This window comes from Oligoflexus sp., assembly GCF_035638955.1.
Classification (GTDB): Bacteria; Bdellovibrionota_B; Oligoflexia; order Oligoflexales; family Oligoflexaceae; genus Oligoflexus.
This window is the reverse complement of the sequence record NZ_DASQYZ010000296.1, coordinates 1-13058: the sequence shown is the minus strand read 5'-3', so window position 1 is coordinate 13058 and position 13058 is coordinate 1. Positions and strand designations below refer to the sequence as shown.

Sequence of the window (13058 nt, the reverse complement as noted above, 5' to 3'; positions counted from 1 at the left end):
ATTAAAAAATACGAGGCGCCTCGTTCAGCATGAGCCAGTATACCGAAAGTTGCCGAACAGCTTCCAAAAAATTGCTGAAATCAACCGGCTTACGGATATAACTATTTGCCCCCAATTCGTAACAGTCCAGGATATCCCGTTCCTCCACCGAGGTTGTCAGGATGATCACAGGCACCAGCTTCAGGCGACCATGAGCCCGCATCCGCTGCAGGACTTCCAAACCGTCAAGCTTGGGGAGCTTGAGGTCAAGCAGAACCATGGTCGGCAAATCCAGGGGGTCCCGTTGTGCATAACAACCCTGTGCCAAAAGGAAGTCCAAAGCTTCGGCCCCATCACGGGCCACAAAAATTTCATGAAGCAGTTGGTGTTCCCGCAGAGCCATGACCGTAAGTTCTTCGTCATCCCGATTGTCCTCGACCAGCAGGATGGTTTTTCTTAGAAACGGGTTCAAACTGTAGTCCTTTCACTACACGCCAGGGTGAAGTAAAAAGTTGCTCCCTGGTTCACATGGCCTTGGGCCCAGACCTTGCCGCCATGTCGATGGATGACTCTCTGCACACTGGCCAGACCAATTCCGGAGCCCGGAAACTCCTGCGTCGAATGAAGGCGCTGAAAGGGTCGAAACAGTTTCTCCGCGTATTCCATATCAAAACCCGCGCCATTATCCTTGACGTAATAGGTAGGGTGACCCTCGACCTCCTGGCTGCCCACTTCGATCACGGCGCCGTTCTCCCGATGACTGGTGAATTTCCAGGCATTGCCCAAAAGATTCTCCAGGACAGCCCGCATCAGAATGGGATCGGCCTGAACCTGGAGGTTCGGCTGGATACGGAATTCCACCTGGCGCTGACTTTCCGAATCGACGAGAAACTTGGCAACGGAGCGAGCCAAAGCACTCAGATCCAAGGGGATGCGTTGCATGTCCTGGCGGGTCAGCCGGGTCAGGTTCAGCATGTCATCAATCAGATGCGACATGCGTCCAGCAGCGTCCTTCACACGCTTCAGGTAGTGACGCCCCTGCTCGTCCAAAACCGAGGCATAGCGTTTGTCGAGAATCGAGCTAAAACCATCAATTCCACGCAAAGGTGCCCGCAGGTCATGAGAAACCGAGTAGGCGAAAGCTTCGAGTTCCTGGTTGGCGGCCTGCAGCTGGGCTGTGCGGTCTCTAACCCTTGCTTCCAGTTCCTCGTTTAAAGTACGCAGGTTATCCTCAGCTTCCCGACGTTTCGCGAGTTCGCTCTCGGCTGTTTGAAAGAGCGCAGCATTATCAATCGCAATCGCGGCATGCAAGGCTATGCCCGCAACCAGAGTTTCGGCCGAATCCGTAAACATATCAGGCTTATGATGGCTGAACACCAGCCCGCCGAGCACATCACCGTGCCTCGACTGCACAGGCACGGCCAGGTAACTCCGCATAGGCTGATGACCCTCGGGCCCATTCAGGAAGGGCTCATTTTTTTCGAAACGTCCATCGCGAGTGAGATCACCGAGTCGTACAATACCCTCCCCAGCAAAAGTCGGGCCCAGAATCGCGTTGTCCTGGAGTGCTGGAAAACCTGACAAGGATTCGACTGAGGCCCCCGACAGCGTATTGGGTGTCAAGGCAGCGTCACCCTGATCTTTGACGTTATAGAAGAAGGCGCCAAACTCAGCACTAATGGCTTCTGTGGCTGAATCCGTGATGGTCTGCAGGAGGCGCTTGAGGTCGAGCTCGGCGGCCAGACTTTTGCCGATTTTGTAAAGAGTCTCGGTCGTATGCATCTGTTCATGCAGAAGGACTTCCTTGGATTTCTGCTCGGTGATATCAATGGTGACACCATCAAAGCGTACCGGTTGGCCGTTGGCATCGTAAAAGCTGCGGCCAATGGCGCGAATCCATTTCCTGTCTCCGGAATCAGGGTGTAAGGTCCGATATTCAATGTCGTAGGGCTGTTTATGAAGAATCGAATCATCGATAGCGTTGCGGGTTTTGTCGCGATCCTCGGGATGCATACGTTCATAAAAGGTGTCAATGGTCACCTCAGCATCGTGAGGCAGCCAGAAATGTTCCTTGACCCACACATTCCAGATCAATCGATCAAAAGGCAAATCGCAGTACCAAAGACCAAGGTTGACCGATCGCGTCACGAGTTCAAATCGTTCCTGATTGACCTTGAGTTCCTCTTCCATTTTCTTAATCAAACTCAAATCCGTCACCAGAGTGAAAAAACCTTCCGTGGTGCGGCCGTCCGGTTTGAAGCGGGGAACGTAGGTGATGTTCGCCACTCTTTCGCTGCCATCGCTATGGCGAAGGATGGTTTCGAAACTCACCCGTCGGCCCTGCAAGACGGCCTTGCGGTAGTGTTGCTCCTGGTCGACGTTGGTTAGAAATTGGGGCCACAGTTCATCGATTTTGAGCCCCTGCATCTCGCTCAAGGGGCGAGCCAGCCAACGCTCAAACTCCAGGTTCAGAAAGCGCAGAGTCTGCTGCGCATCAGTATAGGCAATCAAAGCCGGCAGGGCATCTGTGACAATACGCAGCTCCTCTTCACGGGCGCGTCGGGCTTCCTCAAGTTCCTTGAGTTTGTGGATGTCGATCGCCACCGTGACCCACTGCAGAACTTTTTCATCGGCGTCGAGCACCGGCGATCGACGGGCCAGATGCCAGCGAAACGTCCCGTCCGCAGCCCGCCTGAAAGGAATTTCGATCACCTCCATGCTTTTCGTGTCAGAATTTTTTAACCATTCCTGCAGCCTTGTGTGATGCTGGGGATGCACGATGGCCTCCCAGTCTTCACGCAGCGTTTCGCTCATGGCGAGGCCCGTGTACTGCTGCCACCAACGGTTGATGTAGCTCATGGTGCCGGCAGGCGTCGCGGTCCACACGCCGTGCGTTGTGGTTTCGGTCAGCACGCGATAGCTTTCCTCACTATTACGCAGCTCCGCTTCCGTGCGACGCCTTTCCGCCAGTTCACGATGGGCTTCTGTCAGCAGCACATGTTCATTGCGGACCTTGATGGAATAGCCTAAAAACAGGCAAAAAATGAGAAGACTCAAGGTCAGTCCGGTGCCTAGGACATAGGACGGAACGCGATTGGCAATGCGTTGTTCAAACGGTGGCAGCGAATACAAGTAAAGCGCCCAGGTCTGACCCGCGACGGTGAGGGTCATCGTTTGGGAAAAACGATGAGGCCTAGCGCCCTTGGAATGCAGAATACCGTCCCGGTCGTACAGCAAGGTCTCCGGCTTCACGTCGTTGCCATCAAAGACCTCGAAATCGATCGGCAGGGACTGATCGGGCTGCGAAAAAATGCCAACAAAAAAATCATGAGCCCGAAACGCACTGTAAACAAAACCCTGCAACGCGGCCCGACGCTCTTCCACGGTGGACACGGGGAGGCCTGTTTTATAAAGCGGCAGGTAGATGAGAAAGCCAGGCTGATGCTCGGGGTCTGTTTCCTGGATCAGGGTCACGACATCAGTCGCCGCGGGCATGGCGGAGTCTCGCGCGGCATCCATGGCCCGCTGGCGAACGGGATCGGTGTGCATGTCGAAACCAAAGGCCCGCTGGTTGCGCCAGTCCATGGGATCAAGCAGGACGATCGGATAGTATTCGGGCCGGTCCCCAGCAGGGTGGATCCTAAAGGTGGGGGAGCCATGGGCGCGCATGAAGGTGATGTGCGCGTCCACTTCAGTCCTGGAGATGCGTTGGCTGAAACCCAAACCCTGAATGCCGGGATAATAGTCCGCGACGTTTACGCTTCGCATAAAGATGGCAAATTCGTCCTGGCTCGGAATGCCATGGGTCTGAAAGAAACCGCGGGTTTGATAGAGGGTCTGTACGTAGGTCTGCAGGCGGGCATCGATGGCGTCGGCAATCATCTGCGCCTGCGTTTCAAAGCGGCTATGGGCTTCACGTTGGACGCCTCTGCGGGCAAACATCCAGAGGGCAAAGGTTATGACGAGGCAGAAGACGAGAACGACATAGGGAAAGGGGGAGTGTCGCTTCAGACTCCTTGGAATCAATGAAGGACGGCCCCATGAAAATTTCACACCAGCACCCTCGGCAATGGACGTCAAAAAGAGCTTCTACTTGTAGTCCACCGGCAGGATCGGCGCAATAAAAAAGCCCCGATGTTTCCATCGAGGCCGGCATCAATTCCACAATCCACCCCGAGGTGGATCGCGTTACGTTTTAGCGTGCAGCTTTATTGAAGACGTGAACCCACGTGCTAACACCGTTTTCCACTTGTTGATCCAGAACCCGCAGGACCATCAGCTGGGTCGCGGTTTTGGCCAAAATTTTGTAGATGCGTGACTGAGCCAGTTCACAGGTGGCCGTGCCGGCTTCGCAAGCCAGGGCGACAGCAGGGTCGGTCACAGGTGTCGGAACCTGATCGGCATTCAGCTGGGTCCAGCGGTGACCGAAAATCAAGCCCGCTTGCCCGCCCCAGGTCAGGACGCTCTCGTCCACGGTTCCGTCGTCCAGTGTGGTCACAATGCGGCCCAGGCCGCCCGTACTGAAGATGTATTGTGTATCGGCAAATTCAGGAATGGTGTAGCTGCCGGCAAATTCAGCAACGCTGGCTGGGGCTCCGTAAATGCTGGTGTCGACTACGCCGCCTGCCGACAGGAAGATCGATTCCTTGCCATCGGCTTTTACTTCAGCCAGGAATACCGAAGTCAGTCCTTGATTTTCCAGGACCGTGTAGCGAATGGTCGAGGTTGCGGAAAGACTGAGGACGAGACTATCGCTGGTGTTTAGAGGGAAGGTACTGGGTGCCTTGTTCAGGGGATCTTCCACTAGAACGGCCTGGGTGGCATCCGAAAATTCCAGGATCGCCGTTTGCTCACCGCTCAAAGGCAGCGCCCACAAACTTCCTTGGACCGGATTGAAAGGTTTCAGTGTGGTGTAATTGATGAAAGGCAGAGCGGCGTTATCATACTCCTGGGTCGTCTCTGGCAAGCCGGATTCTGCTGGGAAAATGTCGCGATACATTTCCTTAACGTCCGCAACAATTTTCTGGCCTTCGGCAAAGGTGAAGGTCAAACTTTCCAGACGGGTGACGCCGGTCACAGGATTGCCTTCGGCATCGACACTTTGGTAAGGACTTTCCAGAGGCGTGTCGAGGGTGGCGACGAGGGCATCACCCTGGGTCGTCCACTTGAGAGCCGAGTAACCATCCGGACGCCAGATATTTCCAACGCCATCCGCTGTGATCGCAAGCTTGGCTTGAAAGGCTTCGCCCTTCAGAATGAAGGTTTGTCCAGCCAGGCTTTGGATAGGGGCGGGAGCTGCGAATACACTTAAGCTCGTACAAAGCATCAGCCCAGACAACGGCACAGACAATTTCAGCATGTCGATACTCCTCGTTCCAAAAAAAAATGAAAAATCTGGTAAGTTCAGAGCTGTGTATACCGACCCTCCAGGCAAGCTGCAAATATTTTTAATGACGTCAGAAACCTTCCTCATGCGCTCCTGCCGGATGCATAAAGAAAATTGAGGAGTGGAAAGGAAGCGACGGTGGGTAAGGAAAGACTTGCTGGGAAAGGTCCCTGCGCCGAAGCGCAGAGATGAGGTGATGAAATTATTTTCAATTCACTTCGGTGTCATCGTTCAGCATGGTCATGAGTCGCTCGCGATAGGCGAGGATATCGATGTGATGCTGCGCGACACCGGAGACCATCGCGGCCTCAGCCACAGCGCTGGCGACAATGGCGAGGGCGCGTGGGTCATTGGGTTTGGGAATCAGATAATCGCGGCCAAATTTCAAGATGCCTTCTCTCTGATAAACCCTTTGTACGGAGAGCGGCACTGGCTGGCGAGCCAGATCCGCGATCGCATAGGCGGCGGCACGCTTCATCTCTTCATTGATGGAATGGGCCTGAACATCGAGAGCACCGCGGAAAATAAAGGGGAAGCCGAGCACGTTATTAACCTGATTCGGATAGTCACTGCGGCCTGTGGCAATGATCACGTCAGGACGAACCAGGCGGGCCAGATCCGGAGTGATTTCCGGATCGGGATTGGCCAACGCGAAGACGATGGGTTGCGGGGCCATGGTCATGAGCATATCTGGTTTCAATACGCCGGCTGCAGAAACGCCCACAAACACATCGGCGCCTTCCAGAGCCTCGCCCAGGGTTCGCAGGGAGGTTTTTTGAGCGAAACGACGTTTGTATTCATTCAGGTCTTCCCGTTCGTCATGAACGACGCCTTTGCTGTCACACAGAATGACATTTTCGGAAAGGACACCGACACTGAGGAACATTTGAGCACAGGCAATCGCGGCTGCCCCGCCGCCGGAAAAGACGACTTTGATGTCCTGCACGCGCCTTTGGGTGAGATCGAGGGCGTTGATGAGGCCTGCCGTGGAAATGATCGCGGTCCCATGCTGGTCGTCGTGAAACACCGGAATCTTCATCCGCCTTCGCAGTTCCTCTTCAATATAGAAACACTCGGGGGCTTTGATATCTTCGAGGTTGATGCCGCCAAAGGTCGGTTCCAGCGCGGCCACGATTTTAATAAAGGCATCGGGATCCTCTTCGGCCACTTCGATGTCGAACGAATCGATGCCGGCGAATTTTTGAAACAGCATGGCCTTGCCTTCCATGACTGGTTTCGCGGCGTAAGGTCCGATTGAGCCGAGTCCAAGCACGGCTGTACCATTGGTGATCACGGCCACGAGATTGCCACGGCCGGTGTAGAGGAACGATTTGCTGGGGTCGAGTTGAATCTTGCGACACGGACCCGCCACGCCCGGGGAATACGCTAGGGATAGGTGCTCCTGCGTATCAAGGGGTTTCCTTAATACCGTACCGATCTTCCCGCGAGGAAACGTTTCATGGTAAGCGAGGGAAGGCGTCTCGAAGTCAGCCCCGCAACCGCGAGGTCCTGCATCTTGTTCCGCCTGGCTCCGGCGTGCGGTTTCAACGCGCACGGCTTCCTTTGCAATCGTTGTTTCCATCGGTCTCTCCTCAATGGTTTGGAACTGGACAGAGCAGCCCCCATCACGGGGATTTAAGAAAATGAACTCACACTTGTACACCATCTCGGCCGCTTGTCTACCTCAAAGGAGACCACAGGCGATGTCGAAAATCAGTTCAGCGAAATTGGAACGTCAAAGTTTGCTCAACTTATGTAGACAGACTTGTAGGTTTTGCGGCATCAGGGGTCTGATTCGCTACCTTGAGGTGGGAATGCGAGGAATTGGGATGTTTCCCGCTTAATTTTTAAGCTGCCGGCCTGCAGAAAAATCGCTTGCAGCTGATCGATCAAACTGAAAAGTCGTCCACCTTGTTGATGATAGGCGGCCTGTTCCGTGCGGGTTAGAAATTTATAGTCGCGCTGCAGAGTCGCGACCGGCAATGCCGAGGCCTGGGCCAGGAAGTTGATGGCCTCGCTCGGATTGTGCTCGATGAAGTGCGCGGTGTCCCGCCAGACGTTATCCAGTTGCGTGGCCATGTCAGGGTGCTTTTGCATGAAGATAGCGGAGACGGCCACGGTATCAATGATATCCCCCGGCATCGCGGATGACTGGAAGATCACCTGCATTTCGGGATTCTGAAGGATCTCAAACGCCTGAGGAGGTGCGGCGACCGCCATCTGAATTTCGCTCTTCTGTATGGATTCGCGGAGCTCTGCGGCCTCCTCAGGAAGGACTGTGAAGTCCTCACGAACGAGTGCCGACTGCATCAAGGCCTGGGTCAGGAGCAATTCACCCATCGACATGGGTGGCACACCGATACGCGCCCCTTTTAAACCATTGAGATCGACTCCGGCGTCCTTTCGTGCGATCAGCACATCGGCGCCGTTGGAATAAGAGGGGATCGCAACAATCCTGTAATCAGCGGGCAAAAGCACGAGTTCAGCCAGGTTGGAGCAAAAGACATCGAATTTATTTTTTTTCGCACCCGCTTGTGCATCCGCCCAGGTCATAAAGGTGAGATCGACCTGCATATTCTGTTGTTCAAAAAATTTTTGCTGAACGGCCAGGGAGAGAGTGCTGCATCCGGCGCTTCGAATCGCTCCCATGCGCACGCGCCGAGGCGCCTCGCAGGTGCAAGCATTTTGCAGCACCAAAGCCAGTAATCCTGCAGTCACCTTAAGCTTGTCAGGCCATTGAATCAGAGTGCATCCCCCGCGTTCTGCCATCTTCTGTGTTCGGCGTGAACCGGGCGCGGCTTTTGTACTTGACCGTAAGATTCGGTTCTGCGAACGGGCGTTCCCACCTTGATTCCAGCCATTGAAAGTCATGGGGAAGACGGCTAAAGTGGGGCCCATCAGAAGACCCTGAGGAGGAGCCCATGTCACAGTCCCGCTATGCGCGCCAGATGGTACTTGCAGAGGTCGGTGCAGAAGGTCAGAAAAAATTGGCCGCAGCCCGTGTTTTGATCGTGGGTGTGGGCGGTTTGGGGGCCCCGGCGTCCCTTTATTTGGCTGCCGCAGGGGTTGGCTCGATTGGCCTGATTGATGGGGATCAGGTCGATATTTCCAATCTGCAGAGACAGATTATCTATGACAGTGCCGACCAAGGCCGTGACAAAGTGACCCGAGCCGCGGCGCGTCTGCAGGCCCTGAATCCCGAGACTCATGTGGCCGCCTATCCCATGCGCCTCACTGCGGCCAATGCCATCGAAATTGCAGCCCCTTACGATATCATTCTCGATGGCAGTGATAACTTTTCCACCAAATTTTTGCTCAATGATCTGGCTTACAAACTGAGCAAACCGCTGGTCTATGGCTCGATCCTGCGTTGGGAAGGCCAGGCCTCGGTGTTTTGGGCGCCGCATGGGCCCTGTTACCGCTGCCTCTTTCCTGAACCGCCCAAGGCCTATGTTCCCAGCTGCGCGGAAGCGGGTGTGATCGGCGCGATGGCGGGAATCATCGGCAGCATCCAGGCTTTGGAAACGGTGAAATTGATCGTCAATGGTTCCCAGGGGCCTGTCCAAGGCGGACTGGAACCACTCATGGGGCAGCTCTTTCATCTGCGCGCGCAGACCATGGAAACGCGTCGCCTCGCGCTGAAAAAAAATCCAGAGTGCCCGTGCTGCTCCCAAGCGCCCGCCGATATCGTGCTGCGTGATCTGGACGAAGTCTGTGATGCGAATACACCCAAGGAAATTCCGAACTATGTGGCCGCGGATTTATCATCCGACGATCGCTGGCGGGATTTTATTCCGCTCGATATTCGGGAAAGCCAGGAATGGTTAGGCGGCCATTTGCCTTCTGCCCATCATTGGCCTTTATCGAAGTTGCAGGAAGGTATCCTGCCGGAACTGCCCACCCGGAGCAAACCGGTGCTCGTTTACTGTCAAAGCGGAATTCGTTCCCGGCGCGCTTTACAAATTCTGCGCGCCGCGGGCTGGCAGAATCTGGCTCATTTGAGTGATGGTTTTGGTGCCTGGCGCGGACCCGTGGTGTTTTCATAAGGGCCCTGAGCCCGGCGAGATGATTTCATTTCTCGCCTAACAACAGGAAAGATGGAGCTATCTTCACATAAGGGATGCTCCATCCCGAACGAAAGGACCCACCTGGAACGAATTTCAATGGCAACTGGATGACAACTCATGGCCTGCCTATGACTGGGCTGATAGGAATTCTGCTCATTGGGGCCATCGCTAACACCATCTGGGCCCCTTTCCAACGCCACGAAAATTCAAAAGGGCAGGGAGAAGATCCGGCGTGAATGCGATTCAAAGTTTTGGCAGCTGGGCCACGGAACTCTTGCATACGATCACAGATGCTGCCGGATTTCATGATCATAGACTCGGGCATATCGGCAAGTCGACTGGGCTTGAGCTCCGTGAATGTCCTGAATCTCAGGGCCCAGCCCGCAGACTTGATTCCATCATTCAGTAAGTTTGGACTGGTCGCCCAAACTCTTCTTGTAGAGATTCCGAATAGCCTTGAAATCATCGACCGTCACATTGTCGGTTCCATCGCTATAGCCCATGATGCTCTTATAGTGTTCATGGCCTTGGTCAGGATCTTCGAACTCATGACCAAGTCCTAGAAAGTGACCAATCTCATGGGTCGTGGTCTGACTGGCCTGGCCTTTGACTTCTTTCGCGAGGTGATCCATGAATATGAAGATATCACTATCGATAATTTGCTGGCTGGCGAAGTTGATGGATGGCAAAGTCGCTCCACCCACATAGAAGTTCGTGCTGTTTTCAGCTTTATAGTTATTGACGAGAAATATGCATTGGGTATTCACATCGGAAAATGGAGGATACTGGGTTTTGACATTATGCCTGACACCTCGATACTCCTCATCAGGTTGGCGAGTTGGATCTGCGTACCAGGCCTCCATACTGGCCTTGACGGAATCCTGTTGCTCCTGCGGTACATCCCCGCAAAGATCAAGAGAAATGTCCTGCTCCCACTTCACAGGTCTATGACCATTCAAATAATTGTACTTCTTATCCTCAGGAGTCATAGCCAATCGATTAACCGTCGCAGAATCCGCAAAAGTAGCACTGAAGAGGCCGCGACCCGCGGTTTCATCCGTGAAACTGACAAGGACACTGAAGGCCTTGCCGTCACGCTTCAAGCTATAGTGTTCCACGGCAACAGCATCACCGCCCACGTTCACCAGCTCCAGGATGTCATTCGTCGCTTTAAAACTCAAACTTGGAAGTTTGGAGTCGCTGCGTTCGGGGCGGAAGATATAGGCCCCATTCTCCTCAACAAAGGAATATCGCTCAAGAACAGGGTCGGCGTCGCCTTCATTAGCCGTGCTGTTGTCCGCCTCAACTTCGCTAAAATCTTTCGGATTATACTGCTTTTCCTTCTCAATGAAGTAAGCAGCGCCCGCAAAATGAAAACCATCAAAAGTTCTGAAATTCTCCTTCGTTAGAAAAGAATTCCTGTCCTGAGTTGCGCCCAGAATCAGCTGCTTGGGGTCCCCGTGATTGAACATCACGATCGGTGCTGTGGTATTTTTTTTCGATTTTTTCTTGGATCCACAAGCCGGCAAAACCATGGACGCGATGACCAAGGAGAGGGCGACTGAAGTTTTCATCATGTAGATTTCCACCTTTGACTCTGTTGAAATTCCATTCCTGTCATGTGCTTTCTAAACTGTCGTCCGCGTTTGTTTTGAACTACAATTGATCTGACAGTCAAGATCAATGGCACGCCGGAAGAATTTCATTCAAAAAGATTATCGCGGTGAATATTCCCGGCTCCACGCCTTACGCACGGTGCAATTGAGAGTCGCTTCTGAAGAGGATGAAGGGAAATGGAATTCAGGCGGCCGCTGTTGAGGCGATCGAAGTCAGCTTCGAATTGCGTATAACGGTTCAGAAGCGCTTCGGTGCTGACCGGGAAGCTGATGGAGTTGGGAACAAAGAGCGCATCTATATTTTGAACCTTCATCTCGTCGAAGTAGAGTCTTGATCGCGACTCATCACAGATCAGGACTCCGATGCGAACTGCGCCGCTTGCAAAGGTCAGCGGTTTGAGATTGTCCGCAAGGACGGGCTTGGGCGAGTTGTAACTATCCCTGCGGACAGCACGTTTGACTTCACCTGTGGGAAGGCAAGCGAAAATGCTGTTCTGGCCTTGATAACGTGCCCTCAGGACCACGGTAAGGTCGTTGACGCCATCATCGGCTTTGCCCTTTGCCTGATGCGCCTGCGATCCATGAGGTTAGCGAGATGCTGCGTGCCGGAGCTCAGTCAGTTGAAAATGCAGCATGAAAAGCCTCCAGGCCGGCTCAGTGCCATGAGGCCTCCCCCCGGGTATGATGAACTCTAGAACACGCCAATCCCGTGTCAAAATGCTAGTGATTGCTGGGAACAGAACCGCTGCATCTGCGTAGCTTGGGACTTTTGTGAAAATCACGAGCAAGGTTGTGAGCGGCCACACCTCGTAGGGCTGATAGCCAGTGAATGCGTTCTGCGCACTAATAAAGTATCGTCAGACCATAACAACGTAGGTGAGGCGTGGGTTTATGAATCAGGATTGGATCAATGCATTACTTGGGGGTGTCATGATCGGGGGTGCCGTGTCCCTGATGCTCCTGTGGAACGGTCGCGTCACGGGTATCAGCGGCATTATCAACGGGGCCCTGGCTCCGGTCAAAGGCGACCTGGCCTGGCGCCTGCTTTTTATCGCCGGACTGGTGCTTGGTGGCTTTGTGCTGCGGCTGCTGCAACCAGATGTGTTTGCGGGGCAAATCGAAACAGGGCTCGGCACCATCGTGGCCGCAGGACTTTTGGTTGGTATCGGCACCGTTATGGGCAACGGTTGCACCAGTGGTCACGGTGTCTGCGGGATCAGTCGCCTGTCGGTGCGTTCCATCCTGGCGACGATGACCTTTATTGCGGCTGGGATCATCAGCGTTGCACTCTTTAAAAAGTTGGGGATTTTGCCATGAAAAATGGACTCGCGGCCTTGATTGTTGGGTTTATCTTTGCGTTGGGCCTTGGGCTCTCGGGCATGACCCAGCCGCAGAAGGTGATCGGCTTTCTCGATCTCTTTGGCGAATGGGATCCTTCGCTGATGTTTGTGATGATAGGTGCGATCGGTGTGCATATGATCACTTATCGCTTGATTCGCAAAAGGAACTCGCCGCTCCTGGCCACCGAATGGAAGGTCCCGACTCAAAGCAGGATCACGCCCGCGCTTCTTATGGGTGCGGTGCTCTTCGGCATCGGCTGGGGTCTGGCCGGATTTTGTCCAGGACCTGCCGTGGCTTCGCTCGCCAGTTTGAGTTGGAAGCCTGTGCTGTTTGTTGTGAGCATGCTGCTGGGCATGCTGATCTTCCGCCAACTGGATAAGACGCTTCAGCTTGAGAAGTAAAGGGAACGAAGGGGGCCGAATCCGAAGGGGATAAGGCCCACCCCCAAGCCTTTTATCGGATCAGCCCGTAACACTCCAGCCATAGCCTGTCCCGAGCCTGCGAGGTATCAGACGGGCTTGGCAGGAGATACAAGGCTGTTGCCATCTCCCAGATCGGAGATAATCTTGTGCTTTCCTATTTAAAATTATGGTAAAAGATCCGTCGGAGGCAAGGATGCTGCTGACGTACAGGTTCCGACTGAAAGATGGAATGAAACGTAAAGAGCTC

11 protein-coding genes are annotated in these 13058 nt (G+C 54.0%); 4 read left to right on the top strand and 7 right to left on the bottom strand.

Translation table 11 applies throughout. The features are described 5' to 3' along the window. Window position 1: 1 nt before the first annotated feature. The 5 genes from VE954_RS27250 to VE954_RS27230 form a co-directional block, all read right to left on the bottom strand. Window positions 2-451 (bottom strand): response regulator, encoded by a 450-nt coding sequence (locus VE954_RS27250; protein WP_324958834.1) that lies wholly within the window; start codon window positions 449-451, stop codon window positions 2-4. Further along, window positions 448-4032, bottom strand: coding sequence for a CHASE domain-containing protein (locus VE954_RS27245; RefSeq protein WP_324958832.1), 3585 nt, complete (start codon window positions 4030-4032; stop codon window positions 448-450). Before VE954_RS27245 ends, VE954_RS27250 begins: the two co-directional genes overlap by 4 nt. A 142-nt stretch (window positions 4033-4174) precedes the next feature. Next, on the bottom strand, window positions 4175-5338 hold the full coding sequence (locus VE954_RS27240; RefSeq protein ID WP_324958830.1) for a hypothetical protein: 1164 nt from the start codon (window positions 5336-5338) through the stop codon (window positions 4175-4177). 235 nt (window positions 5339-5573) lie between these two features. Continuing rightward, complete coding sequence (locus tag VE954_RS27235; protein WP_324958827.1) at window positions 5574-6947, bottom strand: malic enzyme-like NAD(P)-binding protein; 1374 nt, start codon at window positions 6945-6947, stop codon at window positions 5574-5576. Between the two features lie 200 nt (window positions 6948-7147). Further along, window positions 7148-8263 (bottom strand): ABC transporter substrate-binding protein, encoded by a 1116-nt coding sequence (locus tag VE954_RS27230; protein WP_324958825.1) that lies wholly within the window; start codon window positions 8261-8263, stop codon window positions 7148-7150. Window positions 8264-8286: 23 nt separating this feature from the next. Between VE954_RS27230 and VE954_RS27225 the strand changes: the two genes are divergently transcribed. After that, entirely contained in the window at window positions 8287-9411 is a 1125-nt protein-coding gene (locus VE954_RS27225; protein WP_324958823.1) for a HesA/MoeB/ThiF family protein, read from the top strand. Between the two features lie 253 nt (window positions 9412-9664). Beyond that, window positions 9665-9841, top strand: coding sequence for a hypothetical protein (locus tag VE954_RS27220; RefSeq protein WP_324958821.1), 177 nt, complete (start codon window positions 9665-9667; stop codon window positions 9839-9841). Here VE954_RS27220 and VE954_RS27215 read toward each other — a convergent pair. Further along, the gene (locus tag VE954_RS27215) at window positions 9831-11009 is read right to left on the bottom strand and encodes a matrixin family metalloprotease (protein ID WP_324958819.1); all 1179 of its coding nucleotides are present in this window, start codon (window positions 11007-11009) and stop codon (window positions 9831-9833) included. The genes VE954_RS27220 and VE954_RS27215 overlap by 11 nt on opposite strands. A 125-nt stretch (window positions 11010-11134) precedes the next feature. Continuing rightward, window positions 11135-11572 (bottom strand): hypothetical protein, encoded by a 438-nt coding sequence (locus VE954_RS27210; RefSeq protein WP_324958818.1) that lies wholly within the window; start codon window positions 11570-11572, stop codon window positions 11135-11137. A gap of 367 nt (window positions 11573-11939) precedes the next feature. Between VE954_RS27210 and VE954_RS27205 the strand changes: the two genes are divergently transcribed. Then, a complete protein-coding gene (locus tag VE954_RS27205) occupies window positions 11940-12365 on the top strand; it encodes a YeeE/YedE family protein (protein ID WP_324958816.1) in 426 nt (141 codons plus the stop codon). After that, window positions 12362-12790, top strand: coding sequence for a DUF6691 family protein (locus VE954_RS27200; protein WP_324958814.1), 429 nt, complete (start codon window positions 12362-12364; stop codon window positions 12788-12790). The genes VE954_RS27205 and VE954_RS27200 overlap by 4 nt, the downstream gene beginning before the upstream one ends. The last annotated feature ends 268 nt before the right edge of the window (window positions 12791-13058 follow it).

Excerpts from the sequence above, each read along its gene's own strand:
- VE954_RS27225 (WP_324958823.1), top strand. The coding sequence starts at position 8,287 with ATGTCACAGTCCCGCTATGCGCGCCAGATGGTACTTGCAGAGGTCGGT.
- VE954_RS27240 (WP_324958830.1), bottom strand. The coding sequence starts at position 5,338 with ATGCTGAAATTGTCTGTGCCGTTGTCTGGGCTGATGCTTTGTACGAGC.
- VE954_RS27205 (WP_324958816.1), top strand. The coding sequence starts at position 11,940 with ATGAATCAGGATTGGATCAATGCATTACTTGGGGGTGTCATGATCGGG.
- VE954_RS27200 (WP_324958814.1), top strand. The coding sequence starts at position 12,362 with ATGAAAAATGGACTCGCGGCCTTGATTGTTGGGTTTATCTTTGCGTTG.
- VE954_RS27235 (WP_324958827.1), bottom strand. The coding sequence starts at position 6,947 with ATGGAAACAACGATTGCAAAGGAAGCCGTGCGCGTTGAAACCGCACGC.
- VE954_RS27215 (WP_324958819.1), bottom strand. The coding sequence starts at position 11,009 with ATGATGAAAACTTCAGTCGCCCTCTCCTTGGTCATCGCGTCCATGGTT.
- VE954_RS27230 (WP_324958825.1), bottom strand. The coding sequence starts at position 8,263 with ATGGGCCCCACTTTAGCCGTCTTCCCCATGACTTTCAATGGCTGGAAT.